Origin of the sequence: Streptomyces sp. NPDC006197, from assembly GCF_040613865.1 — a bacterium.
Taxonomy (GTDB): domain Bacteria; phylum Actinomycetota; class Actinomycetes; order Streptomycetales; family Streptomycetaceae; genus Streptomyces.
Genome location: NZ_JBEXSZ010000002.1, coordinates 69,081 through 90,210, shown reverse-complemented (window position 1 = coordinate 90,210; position 21,130 = coordinate 69,081). Strand labels below are relative to the sequence as shown.

The following is a 21,130-nucleotide window of genomic DNA, read 5'->3' as shown; positions in this document are numbered from 1 at the left end:
CTGATGATTGATGTGATCGTGGTCGGCGGCGGACCGACCGGTCTGATGCTGGCGAGCGAACTGCGGCTGCACGACGTGCGGGTGGTCGTCCTGGAGAAGCTGGCCGAGCCGACCCGGGAGTCCCGCGGACAGGGTCTGCACGCGCGCAGCGTCGAGATGATGGACCAGCGGGGCCTGCTGGAGCGGTTCACCGCGGTCAGTGAGAAGTTCTCGGTCGGCGGTCTCTTCGGCGGCGTGATGAAGCCGTGGCCGGAGCGGCTCGACACGGCCCACCCGTACGGCCTCGCCACGCCGCAACCGGTCACCGAGCGGCTGTTGAACGAGCGCGCCCTCGAACTCGGCACGGAGATCCGGCGCGGCACCGAGGTGGTCGGGATCGACCAGGACGAGGACGGGGTGACCGTCGAGCTCGCGGACGGCACCGCACTGCGCTCCCGCTACGTCGCCGCGTGCGACGGCGGCCGCAGCACGGTGCGCAAGCTGCTCGGCGTCGGTTTCCCCGGCGAGCCCGCCACCGTCTGGACGCTCCTCGGCGACATGGAGGTGACCGCCGACCCGGAGACGATCGCCTCCGTCGTCGCGGAGGTCCGCAAGACGCAACTGCGGTTCGGCGTACAGCCCTTGGCGGACGGGGTGTGCCGCGTCGGCGTGCCCGCCGACGGCGTGGCCGAGGACCGTGCGGACGCGCCGACCCTCGACGAGTTCAAGAGGCGGCTGCGGGCCGTCGCCGGCACCGACTTCGGCGTGCACTCGCCGCGCTGGCTGTCCCGCTTCGGCGACGCCACCCGGCAGGCCGAGCGCTACCGGGTCGGCCGGGTGTTCCTGGCCGGCGACGCGGCGCACATCCACCCGCCGACCGGCGGCCAGGGCATGAACCTGGGCATCCAGGACGCGTTCAACCTCGGCTGGAAGCTGGCCGCTGCGGTCGCCGGCTGGGCGCCGGAGGGACTGCTCGACACATACGAGGCCGAACGGCACCCCGTCGGTGCCCGTGTCGTGAAGAACACCCGCGCGCAGATGACGCTGCTCGGCACCGACCCCGGCGCGACCGCGCTGCGGGAGCTGTTCTCGGAGCTGATGGACTTCGAGGAGGTCAACCGGTACGTGACCGGCATGATCACCGCCGTCGACGTCCGCTACGACCTCGGCGAGGGCCATGAACTCCTCGGCCGTCGGCTGCGGGACGTGGCGCTGAAGCGGGGGCGGCTGTACGAGCTGACGCACGGCGGTCGCGGGCTGCTGCTCGACCAGACCGGTCGGCTCTCGGTGGAGGGCTGGGCGGACCGCGTCGACCACGTCGTCGACGTCAGCGAGGAACTGGACGCCCCCGCCGTGCTGTTGCGGCCGGACGGCCACGTGGTGTGGGTCGGCGAGGACCAGGAGGACCTCCGCGGCCCCCTGACCGAGTGGTTCGGCGCCCCGACGGCCTGAACCGGGTGACGGCACCCGAGGGGCGGAGCCGGTCTCCCGGACCCCGCACCCCGGGCGCTTCGCCGCGGGCCGGCCCCTTGGGCGGGTGTCGGTCCGCCGGGCGGGGTCCGGGGGCCGGGGGCCGTTCGTGCGAGCTGCGGGACCATGAGGTGCCGGGGGCGGCTTGCCGGGTGCCGGGCCCTGGGTGGGCACCGGTCCGTCGGACGGGACCTGAGGGGCTCGTCCGTGCGGGCGACCGGGCCCCGGGGCGGCCTTGCCGGGTCTGGGCCTCGGGTGGGGGCTGAGGCGCCGTTCGTGCGGGCCGTGGGGCTGCGGGGCGTCCGGCGCGGGCCTGTCGTGGGGTGGGCCTCGGGGGAGTGCGGGGGTGGTCGGCGCTCGGGGGAGGGGCCGGTCGTGCGGGCTGCGGGGTGGCGGGTGCCGGGGGCGGCGTATCGGCGTCGCCCGGAGGCGTCACGGGCGCAGGGCCGTCGCCAGTTGTGCGCGGGAGCGGACGTCGAGCTTCTGGTAGATGCGGGTCAGCCGCGCCTCCACCGTCTTCACGCTCAGGTACAGCTTCGCCGCCGCCTCCTGGTTGCTCGCCCCCTGGCCCACCAGGCGGGCGAGGCGCAGCTCCGCCTCCGTCAGGGAGGAGAGCGCGGGCATCGACTCCTCGACCCCGGCGCCGGTCCCGGCGCCCTCGCCGGCCGGCGTCTCGCTCGCCAGGGCCAGCCACGGAGCCGCCCCGGCCCGCTCGAAGACCGAGGCCGCCTCGTGCAGGGCCGCCTGCGCCGCCGACCGGCGCCGGCGCCGGCGCTCGACCCGCGCCAGGGCGATCAGCACCCGCCCCCGCTCCAGCGGCAGCCCGGCCCGGCCGAAGCTCTCGGCCGTACGGGTGAGCAGCTCGGCCGCCTCGTCCGTCCGCCCCTCCGCCGCCAGGCACAGCGCGTACGCCCGGTCGCAGCCCAGCAGCACCGTGGACCGCCCCAGGCGCTCCGCCACCGGCCGCACCTCCGCCAGGAGCGCCAGCGCCTCGTCGGCCGCGTCCTGGGCGAGCAGCGCCTCGGCCAGCTCCTCGTGCCAGCGCAGCATCGCGGGGTCCACCGTCGACTGGGCGCGCTCGTCGGCCTGCACCCGCCGCAGCGTCTCCAGGGCGGTGGCGACGTCACCGGTGATCAGCTGGACGCGGCCGAGCGCGTACCGGCTGCGGGAGAGGAAGACGCGGTCGCCCTCCTCCTCCGAGGCCTGCACGCTGCGGCGGGCGTAGCTCGCGGCCCGCGCGAAGCTGCCGCCGGCCGTCTCCGCGAGCGCAAGCGTGTACCAGGCGGGGCCGGGGGAGAGGCCCGCCTCCAGGGTGAGCGCGAGCGCCTGCCCCGCGTGCGAGAGCGCGGCCGCGCAGGCGCCCCGACGGGACTCGATCGCGGCCAGCGTGGAGAACAGCTCGATGATGTCCTCCACCGAGCCGCGCCGCTGGACCAGGGGCAGGAGCGCGTTCAGCTCGTCCCGGGCGTCGTTCAGCCGGTCGTCGTAGAGGGCGTGGCGGATCGTCAGGATCTGGGCGGCGTTCCGGATGCCGAGCGGACGCTCGGCCCGCTCCAGACCGCGGGCCTGCGCGAGCACGGTCTCGGCGTCCGGGGTCCCGAGGGCCCGCTCCATCCGCGCCTGCACCGTCAGGGCCTGCGCCGCGAGCCGGGGATCGCCCAACGAGGAGGCCAGCGCGGCCGATTCGACCGCCGCCGCCCGCGAGCGCTCCGGATCGCCGTCCGCCAGCACGTACTTGAGGGAGAGCCGCAGCTGCACGGCGGCCCGCAGGGCGGTGTCCCCCTCGGAGTCCTCCATGGCGTGGACGTACATCTCGTCGAGCCCGGTGAGCCCCTGACCCGCCGTGTCGAGCACGGCGAGCCGCGCCCTGACCCGGTCGGACGGTCCCGCGTCCCGGGCGAGCAGATCGGTGGCGGCCCGCATCGCGAGGTCGGCGCGGGCGGCGTGGACGGCCTCCTCGGCGGCGTCGACGAGCCGCGCGATCCGCCGCGTCCCGTGCCGGCCGGGGGTCGACTCGGCGGCGAGCAGCGCCAGTTCGGCGGCGAGCGCGCTGTTTCCGCGCCGCCGGGCCAGATCGGCGGCGGCCGCGACCTCGGCGGCGAGCTCCTCGTCCGGCCGATCGGTGGCCAGCGCCCGGTGCCGCACCGCCTCGACGGGGTCGTCCACGACCTCCGCGAGGGCCGCGTGCCCGGCGCTCCGCTCGGCCCAGCAGGCGTCGTGCACCAGGGTGGAGGGCAGCAGTCCGGCGGTGAACGTCACCGAGCCGTCCTCGGACAGCGACACCAGGTCGGCCCGCTCGGCGGCGGCGAGGTCCGCCTCCGCGCTGGGCCGCCCGGCCCGCCGCACCAGCGTGGCGGAGGGGCGCAGCGCGAGCGCCGCGAGCAGCAGCGTCTCGCGTACGGCGGGGGGCGCGGCGCCCAGGAGCTGGCGGGCCAGGTCGCGGGCGCGCCCGGAGAGCGTCAGCGCCTCCGCGTGGTGCACCGGGGTCCGCGCGTCGGCGAGGGAGCGGCCGACGGCGAGCGCGAGGCGTGGATTGCCGCCGCTCGCGCGGTGGATGCGGCCGGCCATCCGGGAGGGCAGCCGGTGGTGGATGAGGAGTTCGGCGATCTCGTCGGCCTGCAGCGGCGGGACGCGCAGCACGTCCGCCTCGGACGGCACCCAGAGGTGTGCGGCGTGCGGGTCCTCGGGGCGGTGGCTCTCGCGGTACGGCTCGTGGGCCTCGGCGTACGGCTCGGGGGTCTCCACCGCCACCACCCGCAGCGTGGGCGGGGCCAGGTGGAGGGCGAACCGGAGCAGGTCCGCGCTGTCCGCGTCGATGTGCTGCACCCCGTCGACGACGAGCAGGACGGGGCCGCGGCAGGTCAGGGCGCGCAGGATCCGGGCGATGCCGAGGCGCAGCGCGATCGGGTCCCAGCCGCCGGCGTCGATCGGCGCCTCGCGGCAGAGCATGGCGACGGCGGTGCGCTGGGGGCCTGGCAGCTGGTCGAAGACCCCGGAGGAGAAGATCCCGGCGTTGAGCACGCCGGAGGTGAGGATCCCGGAGGTGAGCGCGCCGGGGTCGAGGGGGCCGGAGACCGGCGCGCCCGCCGCGGCCGGGTCGGCTCCGGACGCGCCGGTCCCTCCGGCCCCGTACGGCTCGGTGGCGGGAGCGTGCGGGGCGGGCGGTTCGGGGCGGCTGGTGCCGAGCCCCGGCCAGGTGACGGTCGCCGCCACCGAGGCCACGAGCGCCGCGGCCGCCGCCCCGGGGATCTCGCGGTCGGACGGCAGGGTCGCGAGCCACAGCACGGTCTCGCCGCGCGCCTCCGCGCGGGCCGCCTCGGCGAGCGCGACCTCGGTCTTGCCGACGCCGGCGGGGCCGGTGAGCAGGGCGCGGCCCCGGGTGTGGAGGGCGCGTTCCAGGCGGGTGAGGAGTTCCCCCCGGCCCACCGGTGCAGGGCTCTGCGGAGCTGTCGTCACTGTCCACCACCTCCGGCCCCTCGGGGCCCGGCCCATGGACCCCGTGCGCAGAGAATACGGAGCGGACCGGCACAGTCCAGGCCTCCTGTCCGGCATACGGACAGGAGGCCTGGGGCGGGCGCGCTCCCACGACGCTCCCACAACGCCAGAACGCGCCAGTGGTGTAGACCACGGGCGCGTCGCTGACCAGCAATGATGCTGATGTGGGGGGTGGTTCAGGGGTGGTGCGGGCGGTGCGTCAGAAAGTGAGGCTCCACGAGTCGATGTAGCCGGTGTCACCCGAGGCCACATCGCGGACCTGGAGCTTCCAGGTGCCGTTGGCGAGCTCGGTCGACGCGTCGACCGTGTAGGTGGTCTGGACGTTGTCGGCGCTGTCCGAGGAGGACGAGGCCTTCAGGTTGCGCACCGTGCCGTCGGGGGCGACCAGGTCGATGACCAGGTCCCCGCGCCAGGTGTGCTTGATGTCCACGCCGACCTTGAGGGTGGCGGGGGCGTTGCCGGCGAGGCCGGTGACGGCGATCGAGGACGACACGGTGGCGTTGTCGGCGATCGTCACGTTCGTCGGGTTGCTGAAGACGGTGCCGGTCGGCGGGGTGGTGTTGAGGACCGAGTCCACGGCCTTCGTCGCGTCGGCGATGCCGGTGCCGCAGCCGCCGGTGCAGGCGCCGGGCAGCGGGCGGGCGGTGTTCTTGATCGCGGACTCGATGTCGGCCGGGGTGAGGGTGCTCTTGGCCGACTTCAGCAGGGCGGCCAGACCGGCGATGTGCGGCGCGGCCATCGAGGTGCCCTGGTAGGGCTTGTACGTCTCGGTCGACTGGGTCGTCAGGCCCGAGTTCAGCGTGGAGTAGATCGCGTTCTCGGGGGTGGTGACGGTGCCGGGCGTGTCGGTGGCGTTGCGGGTCTCGCCGCCGGGCGCGGCCACGTCCACGATGGTGCCGTAGTTGGAGTAGTACGACCGGGCACCGGCGCGGTTGGTCGACGCCACGGTGATGACGCCGGAGCAGTTCGCGGGGGTGAAGCCGGAGGCGTTGGCGTTGCTGTTGCCCGCGGCGACGACGACCGTGGTGCCGCGCGAGACGGCGCCGCTGATCGCGGTCTGGTAGACGCTCGGGCAGGTGGAGCTCGCGCCGCCCAGGCTCATGTTGATGACCTTGGCCGGGTTCGGGTTGGCCGGGATGCCCGGCACGGAGCCGCCGGAGGCCCAGGTGATGGCGTCGGCGATGTCGGAGGACGAGCCGCCGCACTTGCCGAGCACGCGCACGGGCTGGATCTTCGCGTTGTACGCGATGCCCGCGATGCCCTTGGTGTTGTTGGTGACCGCGGCGATGGTGCCGGCCACGTGGGTGCCGTGCCAGGAGGAGCTGGAGGCCTTGGAGCCGGTGCCGCACTCGCCGTCGGTGGCGTTCCAGTCGCCCTCGTCCTTCGCGTCCGCGTCGCGGCCGTTGCCGTCACGGGCGTCGGTCGAGGACGTGATGAAGTCGTACCCGGGGATGACGTTGGACGCCAGGTCCGAGTGGGCCGCGTAGCCGGTGTCGATGACGGCGACGGTGACGCCGGAGCCGGTCGTCTTGTCCCAGGCCGCAGGAACGTTCATGCCACCGGTGGGCTCGAAGAGGTCCCACTGCTTGGCGTAGTCGGTGTCGTTCGGGGTGACCGCCATCGCGTAGGCGCGGATGTCGGGCTCGACCGAGGCGACGGACGGGTCGGCGCGGAACGCGTTCATGACCTCGGTCACGTCCTGCTTGGTCGCCTTGTCGCCCAGGTCGACGAGGGCGCCACCGCCGGCGAGGCGGCGCTCGAAGGAGAGCTTCTCGCCCGTCTTCGCGGCCTTCTCGGCCGTGTCGCTCTTCGCGGCGGCGTTGGAACCGGCCTCGGCGGTCCGGCTCTTGTAGGTGACGATCACCTTCTCGACGGGGGCGTCGGGCAGCGCCCGCATCGCCTGCGAAGCCGGAACCGGCTTCGGGGTGGCAGCGACCGGGGTGGCGGCGAACGCCCCGGAAGTCATGGCAGCGGCGCCGAGGATCGCGGCGCTCGCGACCACGGATATGACTCTCCGCCTGGAACCGTTCAAGGTGTGGCCCTTTCGAGTACGACGTAACTGCGGAGCAGTGGCGGCGGCGCGGGACACACGGGGCGAAGTGGGGTCGCGTCCGAGGTTCCCTGGGCTTGGGGGGCCCGTGCGCCGCCACCGGCGCGACGGCCCGGGTCAAGGCCGCCACCGGCGGACAGCACCCTCCGCATGCACCTGTCACGGTGCGCTCGGGGGATGATATCTGCCGGTGCGGAGGACAGTAGGGAACGGGGGGGTGAACCCGATACGGGGAAAACCCTTGTACCCCCTCAGGGGGCGGCGGGGGTCCGGAGAGGGGAGGGGGTGAAGGGGGTGTTGCGGGGGGGCTGGGATGGAGGCCCGCGGGGAGGGTGCGGAGGGGGCGGAGGGGGCGGAGGGGCTCCTCCGGAGTCCCGGCGCGGGTGCGGGAGGCGGCGCGCGTCGTGGGGGCTCGACGGGGGAGGGGAGGCGCGGAGGCGGTGCCGGAGGTGGAGGCGCTCGGGCGGGGCCGGTTCGTTCGGGATTGGTTCGCTCGGGGTCGGTCCGAGCGGGATCGGCCTGTGCGGGATCGGTCCGTGCGGGGTTGGTTCGCTCAGGGTCGGCCCGAGCGGGATCCATTGCGGCGTTGCGGCGTTGCCGCGTTGCGGCAGGGAGGCTGCCGGCTCGGGGTCGGCTCCTTCCCCTCCCTGCCGGTGCGGAGGACGGCGGGATCAGCCGAGTTCGAGCGTGGTGACGCCGAAGACGCGCTCCCGTGCCACGGGACGGACCGGGCCCGTGTACATCCGGGCCGTCTCGAACGTCGGCTCCAGACCACGGTCCTGGGCCAGCCGGGCCGCCGCCGGATTCGCCTCCGGCATGTCGACCGCGATACGGGCCGCGCCGAACTCCCGCGCCTCGGCGGCGAGGCCGTCGAGCAGGGCCGCCGCGTCCGCCGGGGTATCGGCGAACAGCGGCCCCACCCGGGCCTCGTCCTCGGCGGGACGGACCACGCCGTACCCGGTCAACCGGCCGTCGGTCACGCGGGCCAGCGCCCGATGGCCGGGAGTGGCCAGCCAGGCGCTCAGGAACCGGGGCCGGTCGGCGTGGTGGCAGACGCCGTCGTACGCGGCGAGGGCGGCCGGATCGATCTGCCCGGCGGCCACGACGCCGGCCGCGGGGCGCTCGGGGGCCGGGACCTCGCCCACGTACCGCGCGGTGCGGTAGGCCGTGGTGAAGCCGGAGCGGCGGTAGTTGTCCTGTTGGTCCGGCACCCCGTCGAGCCCGACGGTCCGGCCGCCGGCGTGGGCGAGCGCGGCCCGCCAGGTGGCCAGTCCGTGCCCGAGGCCGCGGAGTTCGGGGCGGACGAGGTAGAAGCCGAGGAAGGCGTAGGAGTCGTCGTAAGTGACGACAGAGATGGCGGAGACGGGCTCCCCGTCGACCCGGCCGAGGAAGAAACCGGCGGGGTCCTGGGCGAAGAAGGCCGGAATGTCGGAGAGTCCGGGATTCCACCCCTCCTCGGCGGCCCAGGACCGCACGATCGTCCAGTCCTGCGGCGTGGCGGACGAGACGGACAGGGAACCGGGGGAGACGGAGGTCATGGGGTGTCCTTCGACGGCCGGGCGGGGAGGCGGGCGGAGGCCCGAGCGGTCGGAACCCGGGCAAAGCGCGCCGAGCATAACGCCGGGCCGGGCCGCCGCGGAGCCTCGCCGATCGATTCCGGCCGCCGACCGGTCCTTGCCCGCCGTGCGGGCCCCGACCTGCCCGTGTGGGCCCGCGCCCGCGGGGCGGTGCCCCACTGCTGCCCCCGTGTGGGCAATCGTCCCGCTGGGGCGGGACGGGTGGGCACACGGGACGGCGCCTCTGCGGGCGCGCTCCGCCTTTCGGGCCTGGACCTGTACCCCGAGCGGCGGCGCACAAAGTGGTGCGGGTTCGGGCGCGGGAGCCTCTGGCGCCGGCAAGGGCGCCGTTCCGTTGTGCCCACCCGTTCCGCCCCAGCGGAACGATTGCCCACAACGGGGGCGGGGGCGGGCGCCGCCCCGGCGGAGCGATTGCCCGCGACAGGGCCAGGGGTCCGCGTTCAGTGGACCAGCCGCAGGCGGGAGGGCGCCACGGCGAGGTGGATCGTCTGGCCCCAGGTCAGTTCGAGGGCATCCGACTCGACCCCGTCGCCGAAGGCGACCAGGCGGTCCGACTCGACGGTGAGCCGCAGGCCCCGCCCCGCGTCCAGGAGGCCTTCGACGCGGGTGGTGCCGGTCGTCGGCGACGGCCAGGCCTCGCGGACGAACCAGGCGAGCCGTGCGTCCGCCGGCGCGGGCAGGGCGAGCGCGCTGGAGCGCTGCTCCCACAGGGAGCGGAGCCAGCCCGTGGCGCCCGTGCCGGTGCCGACCAGGACGCCCGAGGAGGCCTGGGACTCGGGCGGGACGTCCGTACCGTCGAGTCCGAGCGTGTAGCGGGCGGTCTGGTGGCCGGGCGGGCCGACGTAGATCTCGTTCAGCGCGAGGAGCCGCTGCGCGTCGTCGGTGACGGCCTGGACCATCGTCAGCTCGTCGACCGCCGCCCCCGCCCCCGCCGCGTACGGCAGCAGCCGTCGCGCCCGGTCCGGGCGGTGCCGGACCAGGACGCCCGGGTTGCGCCCGGGGTCGGCGTCGATGCCGATGACCGGCTGCCCCGTGAGGTACTTCGCCGTGTTGGCGACGAGCCCGTCCTGCCCGACCACCACGACGACGTCCTCGGGTCCGAACAGGAACCGGTCCAGGTCGGCGCGCTCGACCCGGGTCTGGCGCCACGTCAGCGGGACCGCGCCCGCCACCTCGGCGAGCGCCCGCCGGGCGCGTTCGTGCCGCTCGCGCACCGCGTCGACGGAACGGCCGCGCGCGGAGAGGAAGAACGCGGCCTGCCCGTGCGTGCCGTGCCGGGCGAGCAGCTCCTCGTACTCCGTGGTCCGGTGCACGAGCACCGCGCGCGGCGCGAGGCTCACGGCCGTGCCCCGCCCTCGCCGCCCAGTTTGGCGAGCAGTCCGGTCAGCACGTCGGGGGAGAGCGTCAGGTGCTCGATGTGCGGCAGGTTCTCCGCCGCCCGGGTCACGGCCAGGGCGTGCAGGGTCGCCGGGTCGGCCTCCGCGTGCGCCCGCAGCCACGCGGACTGCGCTCCGGCGCGCGCCTCGCCGACCTCCCGTGCCGCCTCCGCCTCGGCCCGGGCCAGCCGGACCTTCCGCGCGGCCTCGGCCTCGGCCCGTACCGCGTCGGCGGCCGCGTTCTCCTCGGCCTCGCGACGCGCGTTGGTGCCGCGCTGCTCGACGAGTCGCTCCTCCTGCCGGGCGAGCTCGATCTTGCTGGCGAGTTCGTTCTCGGCGATGGCGCGTTCCCGCTCGACGGCGACCGCGCGCCGCTCGTACGTGGCCCGGTCGGCCTCCTGCTGGATCTGCTCACGCGCGGGCGTGCGCAGGGCGCGCTCGACCTCGGGCTCGGGCCGGATCGCGACCACACGGACCGCGACGACCTCGATGCCGGTGTCCGGAAGGCGTGGCTCGGCGGCGAGTCCGGCCGCGATGCGGTCGCGTACGGCCGCCACGCCGTCGACGAGCGCGGCGGCGAGGGTGGTGCGGGCGAGGACGTCGAGGGCGTGCTGCTGGGCGGTCTCGGTGAGGAGGGTGGCGATCTGCTCCAGCGGCGTGCCGCGCCACGCGCCCGTGTCGGGGTCGATGGAGAAGTCGAGCCGGGTGGCCGCCGCGCCGGGGTCGCCGATCCGGTACGTGACGGTGGACTGCACGCTCACGTCCTGGAAGTCCGCCGTGCGGGCGTGGAAGGCCATCGCGAGCTCGCGGTCGTTCACCGGCACCTCGGAGAGGGCGGCGGTGAGCGGCCGGAACCAGAAGCTCAGCCCTTCGCCGTCGTGGACGAGCCTGCCGCGGCGCTGGTGGCGGATGTGGGCGGTGGGCGCGGAGCGCAGATGGCGCCAGCCGGCCCGCCGGGTGATGCCGGCCATGAAAACCCCCTTGTCGTCACACTGACGATAGGTGGCTCGGGTAGTTGTCGTCAAGATGACGCATTCAGGCAGGGCGCGGCTCTTCGGTGAAGGGGCGGCCGGTCCGCGGTCGGCGCGGCCGCCGCCCTCATCCCGCGACCGGCGCCGGCATCGGCTCGCCCTCCGGCGCGCCCAGGCCGGCGGCGCGGGGCGTCTGCCCCGGCCGCCCCTCCGGGGCGACGGGCGGCGCCGGTACGGCCGCGAGCAAGGCTCCCCCGACCGGCGAGACCGGTGAGGCTGGCGGGACCAGTGAGACGGGCGGGACCGATGAGACCGGCAGGACCAGCGGGACCTGTGAGACCTGTGAGGCCGGCGAGACCGGCAGGACCGGTGAGACCGGCAGGACCGGTGAGACCGGCAGGACCGGTGAGGCCGGTGAGGCCGGCGGGACCTGTGAGACCGGCAGGACTGGCGGGACCAGCGAGACTGGCGAGACCGGCTGGACAGGCGAAGCCATCGTGGCCGGCGTGGCCGGCGGTGCCGGCGCGGAGCCCGAAGCCCCGGCCGGCCCGGCCGCCGGAACCGCGGCCGGTCTCGGCCCGGCCGTCGATGCCGGCTCCGCCGTCGCCGCTCCGCCCTTCGTCAGCAGGACCACGCCCCGCGCCGCGACCAGCGACGCGGCGGCCGCGATCAGCCAGCCCCAGACGCCCGCGCGGAAGGTCTCGCCGAGCAGGGCCACGCCGATCACCGCGGCGGCCGCCGGGTTGGAGAGGTTGACGACGGCCAGCGGCGCCGCGAGCCCGCCCCGGTAGGCGGTCTGGGACAGCAGCAGGCCGCCGGTGGCGAAGCCGGAGATCAGCACCGCGAGCAGCGCGGTCTGCCACCAGGTCGGCTCGGTGCCGGGCAGGTCGAGCGCGAGCGCGGCGGTCAGCGTCTGGGTGAGCGCCGAGGCGACGCCCGAGGCGATTCCGGATGCCGTGGCGTGCCCGAGACCGCGCGCGGCCGGGCCGCCGGTCCCGTCCTGCTCGCGCCCGCGCACCCGCCCGGAGGCCAGTACGGAGATCAGGAGCGCGGTCGCCGCGGCGACGACCAGGGACTCGCGCAGGCTGAGCGCCTCGCCGGGGGCCGTGGGCCCGGTCACCGCCACGAGTCCGACGAGCCCGCCCAGGGTCCACAGGGCCCCGCGCCATTCGGTACGGGTCACCCGGCGCCGTGCGCAGTACGCCCCCAGCGGCAGCGCCGCGACGAGCGTCAGCGCGCCGAGCGGCTGGACGAGCGTCAGCGGCCCGTAGTGGAGGGCGGCCACGTGGGCGAGGGCTCCGGCCGCGTTGAGTCCGACCGCCCACCACCACTGCCCGCGCGCGAGCAGGGCGCGCAGTGCGCCGCGCCCGTCGGGAGCGGCGGGGGAGGCGGCGGCGAGCCGGGCCTGGGCGACGGCGGCGAGCGCGTACCCGGCGGCGGAGACGAGGGAGAGGAGCACCGCGAGCGCGGTACCGGCGGCGGGGTTCATCGCAGGGCTCCGACCGGGAGGGGTGCCGCACCGAGCGGGCGGGGGACGGGTGGGGGCGCCGTCGGACGGCCGGGGGCGCGGACGGCGAGCAGCGCGAGGCCGAGGAGGGCGGCGGCGGCGAGCGCGTCGAACCAGTAGTGGTTGGCGGTGCCGACGATGACGAGCAGGGTGAGCAGCGGGTGCAGCAGCCAGAGCGCCCGCCAGTGGGACCGGGTGGCGGCGATCAGGCCGATCGCGACCATGAGGGCCCAGCCGAAGTGCAGGGACGGCATGGCCGCGAACTGGTTCGCCATCGAGTCCGTCTCCGGCGTCGCCCCGTAGACGGAGGGGCCGTAGACGCGGGCCGTGTCGACGAGTCCGGAGGCGGCGAGCATCCGGGGCGGCGCGAGCGGGACCAGGAGGTGCAGCGCGAGCGCGGCGCCGGTGACGAGGGCCAGCACCCGGCGCGACCACAGGTAGTGCGCGGGGCGGCGCCAGTACAGCCAGGCGAGGAAGGCGATGGTGGCCGGGAAGTGCACGGCCGCGTAGTACGTGTTCGCCGCGTGGATCAGCGGTTCGCCGTGCAGGAGCAGTCGCTGGATCGTTCCTTCGCCCGGCAGGTGGATCGCCCGCTCGGCGTCCCAGACGCGGTCGGCGTTCCGGAAGGCGCGGGTCTCGTGGCCGTTGGCGAAGAGCCGGCCGAACTTGTAGACGAGGAAGAGCGCGGTGACGAGCAGGAGCTCGCGCAGGAGCGGCGGCCGGGCGGGCGCGGGCGGCGACGCGGGTACCGGCGCCTGACCGGGATCCGGTCCCGCCGCCGGTTCCGGTTCCGGTTCCGACTTCGGTTCCGAGTCCGGCTCCGGCTCCGACTCGGGAGCGGCTCCCGCCTCCTCCCGGTGCCCGTCGTGCCTGGCGGGGCCGGGGGTGGGGAGCACCCTCGGTCCTGCAGGACGCGGTCCTCGTATCCCGCTTGTCCCGACAGCCATCGTGCGGCCCTCTAATCCGTCAAATCGCCAACAAACGGAGTGAGCCTAGATCCGTTTTCATCGAGACGCAAGCGTCTCGATACGTTTGCGTCTCGATTGTGCGCCCCCTACTCTCGTATGTGCAGAGACAGAGGTGTCCGGGAGGATCGATGTCCACAGAGGCCGCGACCGCCGCAGCCCGTCGCAGCAAGATCACGCCGGAGCGCGAGACGGAGCTCTACGACGCCGTGCTCCGCCTTCTCCGCGAGGGGGGCTACGACTCGGTGACCATGGAGGGCGTCGCCGCCCGCACCAAGTGCGGCAAGGCGACGCTCTACCGGCAGTGGGGCACCAAGGCCCAGCTCGTGACCGCCGCCCTCGCCCAGCGCCGCTGCATCGTCTTCGCCGGCATCGACACCGGCACCCTCGCCGGCGACCTGCGCGAGGCCGCCCGGGTCGCCGCCTCCCGGCGCGAGCGGGACGCCGAGCTCATGGAGGCCGTCGCCCAGGCCTACATCCAGCACCCGGACCTGCGCGCCGCCCTCCGCGAGACCGTCATCGCCCCCGAGGTCGCGGCCCTCGACGCCGTCGTCGCGCGGGCGGTCGAGCGCGGCGAGGTCGACGCCGACAACCCGGCGATCGGATTCGTCGCCCCCTGTTTCATGGGCGTGCTCCGCATCGAGCGGCTCTTCGAGGAGCGGTTCGCGGACGCCTCGACCATGCGTGCCTTCGTCGACTCCGTCCTCCTCCCGGCACTGCGCGTCGAGGGCTGAGACCACGGGCCCGGCGCGTCGCCCGAGGCCCGCCGCGCACCTCGGCCGACGAGGCCCGCCGCGCACGTCGAACGACGAGACGGCCCCCCGCGCCGCGCGTCGGGGGCGGTGGGGCCCGGCTCCGTCCTGCACCCTGGAGCCATGGCCGCCGCACGCACCCCCGCCGTCCGCGTCCGCCGCGTCTACGAGGACCCGTCACCCGACGACGGGGTGCGCGTCCTCGTCGACCGGCTCTGGCCGCGCGGACTCAAGAAGACGGACGCCCACGTCGACGAGTGGCCCAAGGCGCTCACCCCGTCCACCGAACTCCGCCGCTGGTACCACGGCCCCGAAGGCGAGTACGAGGAGTTCTGCCGGCGTTACGAGGCCGAACTCGACGCCCCGGAGGCCGCCGCGGCGCTCGACCGGCTCCGGGACCTCGCCGCCCGGGAGACGGTCACCCTCCTGACGGCCGCGAAGGACCCGTCCGTGAGCCACACCTCCGTACTGCGACGCGAACTGGAGCAGTAGCGAACCGGCGGGCTAACGGCCCCCGGGCCGCAGCCGGGGCGCCTCCGTCGCCGCGTCCACCACCCGGCCTCCGCCCTCCGCCCGCTCGGCCAACTCCCGCGCCCACGTCACGAGACCGGCGACGTCGATCCCGTACGCGTCGGCGGGGACGGGGCCCGCGCCCGTCAGACGGCCGGCGCCCCGGCGCAGCAGCCGGGCGCCGCCCGCCGCGTTGCCGCGGGCCGCGTGCGTCAGACCGACGGCCAGCTGGGCGAGCCCCTGCCACAGGTCCCGCTCCGCCTCCGGGCCGGACTTCCAGGCGTCCTCGAAGACCTCGTGCGCGTGGAAGGGCATCCCGGCGTCGAGCAGCCGCTGCGCCTCGCGCAGGGTCTCGTCGGGTCCGCGCACGACCCCCTCGGGCTGCCGCGGCACCCCCTCCGTCCCGTACGGCAGCGGGCGGCCGAGCCCGTCGCGCGGCCGGGCGCTCCGGGCCCGCCCCGCCTCGTCACGGTCCCTGCCGCCGGCCCCGCCGCGCCCGTCCTGGTCACCCGTTGTCCGGTTCACCCGTCCATTGTCACCCCCCGGACGATCACGAGCGCTAGGCTCGTCGGTCCGGCACTGTTCCGATCCGCGCGGGTGGTGCCGGACGCGTCATGCCAACAGTTCGTGTGTGGGGAGTGAGTCACCGGTGCCGACGGATCCCGAACAGTCGCCGCCCGCAACGCCGTTCGCGCCGGACGTCTCCGACGCGGAGCTGGGCGGTCTGCTCGAACGCGGCCCGGAGCTCGCCGCGGCCGCCCACGCCGTCGACGAACTCGTCGCCGGAGCCAGGGCCGGCGGTCCCGGGCGCGGCGGCATCCTCGTCTACCGGGGCGACGCGGGCATAGGGAAGACCGCGCTCCTCGCCGAGATACACCGCACCGCCCGGGACCGGTGCACCGTCCTGTCCGCCCGGGGCGGCGAGACCCTCACCTCCGTCCCCTTCCACCTCACCCGCCAGCTGCTCCAGCCCGCCCTGGACGGTTTCGGCGCCGACGAGGTGCGGCAGCTCTTCGGCGACCACTTCGACCTGCTGGCCCCGGCCCTCGGGATCGCCCCGCCCTCCTCGGACGCGCCCGCCGACCCGCAGGGCGTGCTGCTCGGCCTCGCCCTGCTCCTGGACCGCCTCGCGGACCGGCTGCGGGACCGGCCCCCGGTGCTGCTCGTGGACGACGTCCACTGGGCCGACGCCGAATCCCTGGCCTGGCTCGACGCCTTCACCCGGACCCGGCACGACGGCCGGCTGCCCGCCCTCGTCGTCCTCGCCCACCGCCCCTTCGTGCGCGAGCCGCAGGGCCCCGGCCCGTCCGCGACGCTCGCCGCGCTCGCGGACCGCGCCGTCCTCACCCTGGGCCTGCACGCCCTCACCTCAGGGGCCACCGCCGCACTCGCCCGGGACGCCCTCGGCGAGCACGCGGACGAGCCGTTCTGCCGCGAACTGTGGACGGTGACCTCCGGCAACCCGTACGAGACGGTCGAGTTGCTCGCCAAGGCCCGCGACCGGATGCTCGAACCCGTCGCCGGCTCCGCCGGCCTCCTCCGCGGCCTCGGCGCCGGGACCCGCGGCGGCGGACTCGTCGCCCGCCTGGAGGAGCTCGGCAGCGGCCCGACCCAGCTCGCCTGGGCGACCGCGGTCCTCGGCACGGACAGCACGCCCGAGTTCCTCGCGTCCCTCACCGGCATGAACGCGAAGCAGGTCGCCGAGCACACCGAACTCCTCCGGGCCGCCAGGATCGTGGCGGCGCCGCCGACGGGCCGGAACGGACTCGCCTCCGTGCCCGTCCCCCCCGCTGGAGTTCACGCATCCGCTCATCGCGACCGCCGTGTACGGCTCCGTGCCCACCGCGCGGCGGACCGCCATGCACGGGCAGGCGGCCTGGGTGCTCTCCCGGGCGGGCCACGGACCGGCCGCCGTCTCCCGCCACCTCCTCGAAGTGCACCCCGACGACGACCAGGACGTCGTGGGCCTGCTGCGGGCCGCCGCCGTCGAGCACCTCGCCGTCGGAGCCCCCGACGCGGCCCGCCGCTGCCTGGAGCGGGCCCTCGTCGAACCGCCCGGCCCCGACACGTACGCCAGGGTCCTGTACGAACTCGGCTGCTCCTCCCTGCTCACCGCGCCCGCCGCCACCGTCGGCCACCTGCGCTCGGCGCTCGACCTGCCCGGCCTCGACGACGAGCTGCGCATCGACGCGACCTTCCGGCTCGTCCAGGCCCTCGCCCACAACAACCAGCTCCAGGAGGCCGCGCGGGCCGCCGCCGTCGAACACGCCCGGACACCGCCCGGCACCGGCCGACGGCGGCTCCAGGCCGCGCACTTCATGTACGAGGGGTTCCAGGCCGCCGAGGCGGACGGCCCGGACCGCTCCCGCCGCCTCGCCGAACTCACCGCGGGCTTCACCGGAGCCGACAACTCCGAGCGGGCCCTCATCACCGTCCGCGGCTTCGACGCGATGATGCGCGGGGAACCCGCCGCCGAGGTCGTACGGCTCTGCGACCTCGCCCTCGTCGACGGCGCACCCGCCCGGGGCCTCAGCTGGACGGATCAGGAGTGGGGCTTCGAGATCCCGTCCCTCACCGGCATCGCGTACGCCTTCGCGGACCGCCCCGACCGGGCCGAGGCCCTCTTCACCGAGGCGGTCCGGGCCTTCGAGATCTCCGGCTGGAGCGGCGCCCACCTCGCCTTCGCCCACACCCTCCTGGGCCTGGTCCACCGGCGCCGGGGCAACCTGCCCACCGCACAGCACCACTTGGAGGAGGGCCTCCGGCTGGCCGACCGCGTCGGCAACGGCCTCCCCGTCCACTGGGACACCGCCTGCCTCCTCGTCGACACCCTCGTCGCCCGGGGCCGTACCGCCGAGGCGCGCGCCGTCGCCGACCAGTACTCCTTCGGCCCGCCCTGGCCGGGCGCGATCGTGCTGCCGGACGGCCCCAGCGTCCTCGGCCGGCTGCTGCTCGCCGAAGGCCGCGTCGAAGAGGCCGTGTCCACCCTGGAAGGCGCCGCCGAGGCCCTGACCGTCCGGGGCCGCCACAACATCGTCTGGGCCCCCTGGCCGCTCGACCTCGCCCGCGCCCTGGCGCCCACCGACCCGGACCGCGCGGCCCGGATCGCCCGGGAGGCCCACGCCCACGCGGAGCGCCTCGGCACGCACACCGCCCTCGGCGAAGCCCTCCGCTGCCTGGCCCTCTTCGCCGACCCGTCCGAGTCCCGCCGCCTCCTGGAGCGGGCCGTCGAGCACCTCGCGGCGTCGCCGTCCCGCTACGAGGAAGCCCGCGCCCGCCTCGACCTCGCGCACGCCACCGGCTCCGCCGACGCCCTCGCCGAAGCCGCCGCCCTGGCCGCCACCTGCGGAGTCGACCCCCTCGCCCCGGAGGCCGTGACAGCCCGTGCGTCATCCCACCCTCCGGAGTGAGGTAATGTTTTCCCTGCACGGCGACGCGGGAGAAACCCCGCGGAGACGCGCACCGGGACGTGGCGCAGCTTGGTAGCGCACTTGACTGGGGGTCAAGGGGTCGCAGGTTCAAATCCTGTCGTCCCGACTCGAAAGAGTCGCAGGTCAGAGGCCGTTTCAGAGAAATCTGAAACGGCCTCTGACCCGTTTCGGGGGCCAGTTGGGGACCGGGCGGGGGCAGACGGGGGGCATCTCGCCTCGACCGGTCGGCGGGCGGACCGGATCCAGGCGTCCGATGCGCGCACACGACCCGTCCGTCGGCCCTCGGGCGGGAAGGCTCCGCCCTCGGCTTCCACGAACCCGACTGTTCCACAGTCGAGTTGAGCTGTTCTGACCTATGTTCTAGGGGCCCGCAGCCGTGCACGGTTCGCCCAGGAGGTCCGATTGCAGCCCAGACGCATCCGCGCCCTTGCCGGAGCATTCCGCCGCTCCCCTCTGCTCATCGCCTTCGCCCTCGGCTCGCTGCTCGTCGGACTCACCCCCTGGCTGGGAATGGCGAACACGGGACTGGGTGGCCACAGCCCGACGCCCCGGCCGGCGCCGGGGGCCTTCGACCAGCGGACGGCGAAGCAGTCGCCGCACCACGGCGTGGCCCCGGCGAACGCCATGGAGCCCACGGCTCCCGTGCTCGACCGGACCGGATGGACGGCGACGGCCGGCGACGAGGAGACCACCAAGGAGAACGGCCGCGCGGCCAACGTCCTCGACGGCGACGCCGCCACCATCTGGCACAGCAGGTGGTCCGGGACCCCCGCCCCGCTGCCGCACAGCATCACCGTCGACATGCACCGCACGACGGTGGTCTCGGCGCTCGTCTACCAGCCCCGCGCCGTCGGGACCAACGGGCGCGTCGGTGAGTACAGCATCAGCGTGAGCACCGACGGCCGGAGCTGGGGCAGCCCGGTCGCCACCGGCACCCTCGCGGACGACGCCAGTGCCAAGACCCTCGGATTCGCCCCGCAGGGCGCGCGGTTCGTCCGGCTCACCGCCGTCACCGAGGCGGGCAACCGCGGCCCGTGGAGCTCTGCCGCGGAGCTCAACCTCCTCGGCGACCCCGGCACCCCGGCGGCCACCGTCGACCTGCCCCGGACCGGATGGACGGCGACGGCCGGCGACGAGGAGACCGCCAAGGAGAACGGCCGCGCGGCCAACGTCCTCGACGGCGACGCCGCCACCATCTGGCACAGCAGGTGGTCCGGGACCCCCGCCCCGCTGCCGCACAGCATCACCATCGACATGCACCGCCTGGCGGCCGTCTCCGCCCTGGTCTACCAGCCCCGCAAGGACGGCATCAACGGGCGCGTGGGCGCGTACACCATCACCACCAGCACCGACGGCACCACCTTCGGCGCACCGGTCTCCACGGGCACCTGGCGCGACGACGACACCGTCAAGACCGCCACCTTCCTCCGCCCCGGCAGCGCCCGCTACATACGCCTGACCGTGACCCGCGAGGCCGGCAACCGCGGGCCCTGGGCCTCCGCCGCCGAGATACGCCTGAGCGGACCGGCGAACCCGGCCGCCCACGGCTCCTGGAGCCGGATCACCGGCTTCCCCCTGGTGCCGGTGGCCAGCGCCGTCCTGCCGGGCGACAAACTCCTGGCCTGGTCGGCGTACGCGCTCGACCGCTTCGGCGGCAGCAACGGCTACACCCAGACCGCGATCCTGGACCTGAAGACGGGCAGGGTCACCCAGCGCCGCATCGACAACACCGGCCACGACATGTTCTGCCCGGGCATAGCGATGCTTGCCGACGGCCGGGTCCTGGTCACCGGCGGCAGCAACGCGCAGAAGGCGAGCGTCTACGACCCGGCCACCGACGACTGGTCCGCGACCACCGACATGAACATCGCCCGCGGCTACCAGGCCATGACCCTGCTCTCCACCGGCGAGGCCTTCGTCCTCGGCGGATCCTGGAGCGGAGCCACGGGCGACAAGTCCGGCGAGGTCTGGTCCCCGGACACCCGCACCTGGCGCAAGCTCCCCGGCGTCCCCGCCGTCCCGGCGATGACGGCCGACCCCCGCGGCCCCTACCGCGCCGACAACCACATGTGGCTGTACGCCACCTCGAGCGGCAGAGTGCTCCAGCTGGGCCCGAGCAAGCAGATGAACTGGATCACGACCGGCGGGAACGGGAGCATCACCTCCGCCGGCACCCGGGCCGACAGCCAGGACGCCATGACCGGCAACGCCGTCGCGTACGACATCGGCAAGCTGCTCACCCTGGGCGGCTCGCCCGCGTACGAGAACGTGCCCGCCACCCGGCGCGCGTACACCGTGGGCGTCGACGGCGATCAGGCCACGGCCGCGCGCACGGGCGACATGGGCCACGCCCGCGCCTTCGGCAACAGCGTCGTCCTGCCCGACGGCAAGGTCGCCGTGTTCGGCGGACAGACGTACCCCGTGCCGTTCAGCGACGCCACGTCCGTGCTGACCCCCGAACTGTGGGACCCGGCGACCGGACGCTTCACCCCGCTCGCCAGCATGGCCATCCCGCGCAACTACCACAGCGTGGCGAACCTGCTGCCCGACGGCCGCGTCTTCTCCGGCGGCGGCGGACTGTGCGGCGACTGCGCCACCAACCACGCCGACGGAGCCGTGTTCACCCCGCCGTACCTGCTCAACGCGGACGGCTCGCCCAAGCCGCGTCCCGTCATCACCGGCGGCGTGCCGCCCCGGGCCGCCGCCGGCACCTCGCTCACCGTCGCCACCGAAGGGCCGGTGGCCTCCTTCGTCCTGATGCGGGCCGCGGCCGCGACCCACTCCACGGACAACGACCAGCGGCGGGTCCCGCTGGCGTCCACGGCCACGGGGACCGGCACGTACACGGTGTCCATCCCGGCCGACAGGGGCGTGGTCCTGCCGGGCACCTACATGCTCTTCGCCCTGGACGCCCAGGGGGTGCCGAGCACCGCCCGGTTCATCACCGTCTCCTGACGACACGACAGCGGCGTCCGCCCCCGGCCCGGAGCACCTGTCGGGGCCGGGCGCCGCGGCCGGGCGCCGGTTCGGGAGGGCGCGGGGGGCGA

At 75.3% G+C, this 21,130-nt stretch carries 11 protein-coding genes, 1 tRNA gene and 2 pseudogenes; 6 read left to right on the top strand and 8 right to left on the bottom strand.

All coding sequences use genetic code 11. The features are described 5' to 3' along the window. The first annotated feature begins 3 nt into the window (after positions 1–3). A complete protein-coding gene (rox, locus tag ABZ318_RS01005) occupies positions 4–1,431 on the top strand; it encodes a rifampin monooxygenase (RefSeq protein ID WP_356900357.1) in 1,428 nt (475 codons plus the stop codon). Positions 1,432–1,881: 450 nt separating this feature from the next. On the opposite strand, the gene ABZ318_RS01000 is transcribed toward rox, so the two are convergent. From ABZ318_RS01000 to ABZ318_RS00970, 7 genes and pseudogenes are all read right to left on the bottom strand, one after another. After that, positions 1,882–4,905 (bottom strand): helix-turn-helix transcriptional regulator, encoded by a 3,024-nt coding sequence (locus ABZ318_RS01000; protein WP_356900356.1) that lies wholly within the window; start codon positions 4,903–4,905, stop codon positions 1,882–1,884. A 238-nt stretch (positions 4,906–5,143) separates the two neighbouring features. After that, entirely contained in the window at positions 5,144–6,841 is a 1,698-nt protein-coding gene (locus ABZ318_RS00995) for a S8 family serine peptidase (protein WP_356900394.1), read from the bottom strand. Between the two features lie 824 nt (positions 6,842–7,665). Next, positions 7,666–8,532 (bottom strand): GNAT family N-acetyltransferase, encoded by an 867-nt coding sequence (locus tag ABZ318_RS00990; protein WP_356900355.1) that lies wholly within the window; start codon positions 8,530–8,532, stop codon positions 7,666–7,668. A 479-nt stretch (positions 8,533–9,011) separates the two neighbouring features. Next, the gene (locus tag ABZ318_RS00985; protein ID WP_356900354.1) at positions 9,012–9,911 is read right to left on the bottom strand and encodes a hypothetical protein; all 900 of its coding nucleotides are present in this window, start codon (positions 9,909–9,911) and stop codon (positions 9,012–9,014) included. Beyond that, on the bottom strand, positions 9,908–10,918 hold the full coding sequence (locus ABZ318_RS00980) for an SPFH domain-containing protein (protein WP_356900353.1): 1,011 nt from the start codon (positions 10,916–10,918) through the stop codon (positions 9,908–9,910). The genes ABZ318_RS00985 and ABZ318_RS00980 overlap by 4 nt, the downstream gene beginning before the upstream one ends. A 517-nt stretch (positions 10,919–11,435) precedes the next feature. Continuing rightward, positions 11,436–12,407, bottom strand: a pseudogene (locus ABZ318_RS00975) (DMT family transporter); the annotation flags it as partial. Then, a complete protein-coding gene (locus ABZ318_RS00970) occupies positions 12,404–13,135 on the bottom strand; it encodes a phosphatase PAP2 family protein (RefSeq protein WP_356900393.1) in 732 nt (243 codons plus the stop codon). The gene ABZ318_RS00970 and the pseudogene ABZ318_RS00975, both read right to left, overlap by 4 nt. A 386-nt stretch (positions 13,136–13,521) precedes the next feature. Here ABZ318_RS00970 and ABZ318_RS00965 point away from each other — a divergent pair, with 386 nt between their 5' ends. Both ABZ318_RS00965 and ABZ318_RS00960 read left to right on the top strand, forming a co-directional pair. Continuing rightward, positions 13,522–14,124 carry a TetR/AcrR family transcriptional regulator gene (locus ABZ318_RS00965; RefSeq protein ID WP_356900352.1) on the top strand — a complete coding sequence of 201 codons (603 nt, stop codon included), beginning with the start codon at positions 13,522–13,524 and terminating at the stop codon, positions 14,122–14,124. A 141-nt stretch (positions 14,125–14,265) separates the two neighbouring features. Beyond that, complete coding sequence (locus tag ABZ318_RS00960; RefSeq protein ID WP_356900351.1) at positions 14,266–14,634, top strand: DUF488 family protein; 369 nt, start codon at positions 14,266–14,268, stop codon at positions 14,632–14,634. 12 nt (positions 14,635–14,646) lie between these two features. On the opposite strand, the gene ABZ318_RS00955 is transcribed toward ABZ318_RS00960, so the two are convergent. Then, positions 14,647–15,177 (bottom strand): DUF309 domain-containing protein, encoded by a 531-nt coding sequence (locus ABZ318_RS00955; RefSeq protein WP_356900350.1) that lies wholly within the window; start codon positions 15,175–15,177, stop codon positions 14,647–14,649. A gap of 199 nt (positions 15,178–15,376) precedes the next feature. Between ABZ318_RS00955 and ABZ318_RS00950 the strand changes: the two are divergent. From ABZ318_RS00950 to ABZ318_RS00940, 3 genes and pseudogenes are all read left to right on the top strand, one after another. Next, positions 15,377–18,062 (top strand): annotated as a pseudogene (locus ABZ318_RS00950) (AAA family ATPase). Positions 18,063–18,115: 53 nt separating this feature from the next. Next, positions 18,116–18,189 (top strand) — tRNA-Pro (locus ABZ318_RS00945). Positions 18,190–18,485: 296 nt separating this feature from the next. Continuing rightward, on the top strand, positions 18,486–21,038 hold the full coding sequence (locus tag ABZ318_RS00940) for a discoidin domain-containing protein (protein WP_356900349.1): 2,553 nt from the start codon (positions 18,486–18,488) through the stop codon (positions 21,036–21,038). Positions 21,039–21,130 lie beyond the last annotated feature (92 nt).

What these genes read in the sequence shown, in the direction of transcription:
- rox (WP_356900357.1), top strand. Translation starts at nt 4, where the DNA reads ATGATTGATGTGATCGTGGTCGGCGGCGGACCGACCGGTCTGATGCTG.
- ABZ318_RS00995 (WP_356900394.1), bottom strand. Translation starts at nt 6,841, where the DNA reads ATGCGGGCGCTGCCCGACGCCCCCGTCGAGAAGGTGATCGTCACCTAC.
- ABZ318_RS00990 (WP_356900355.1), bottom strand. Translation starts at nt 8,532, where the DNA reads ATGACCTCCGTCTCCCCCGGTTCCCTGTCCGTCTCGTCCGCCACGCCG.
- ABZ318_RS00980 (WP_356900353.1), bottom strand. Translation starts at nt 10,918, where the DNA reads ATGGCCGGCATCACCCGGCGGGCCGGCTGGCGCCATCTGCGCTCCGCG.
- ABZ318_RS00965 (WP_356900352.1), top strand. Translation starts at nt 13,522, where the DNA reads ATGTCCACAGAGGCCGCGACCGCCGCAGCCCGTCGCAGCAAGATCACG.
- ABZ318_RS00960 (WP_356900351.1), top strand. Translation starts at nt 14,266, where the DNA reads ATGGCCGCCGCACGCACCCCCGCCGTCCGCGTCCGCCGCGTCTACGAG.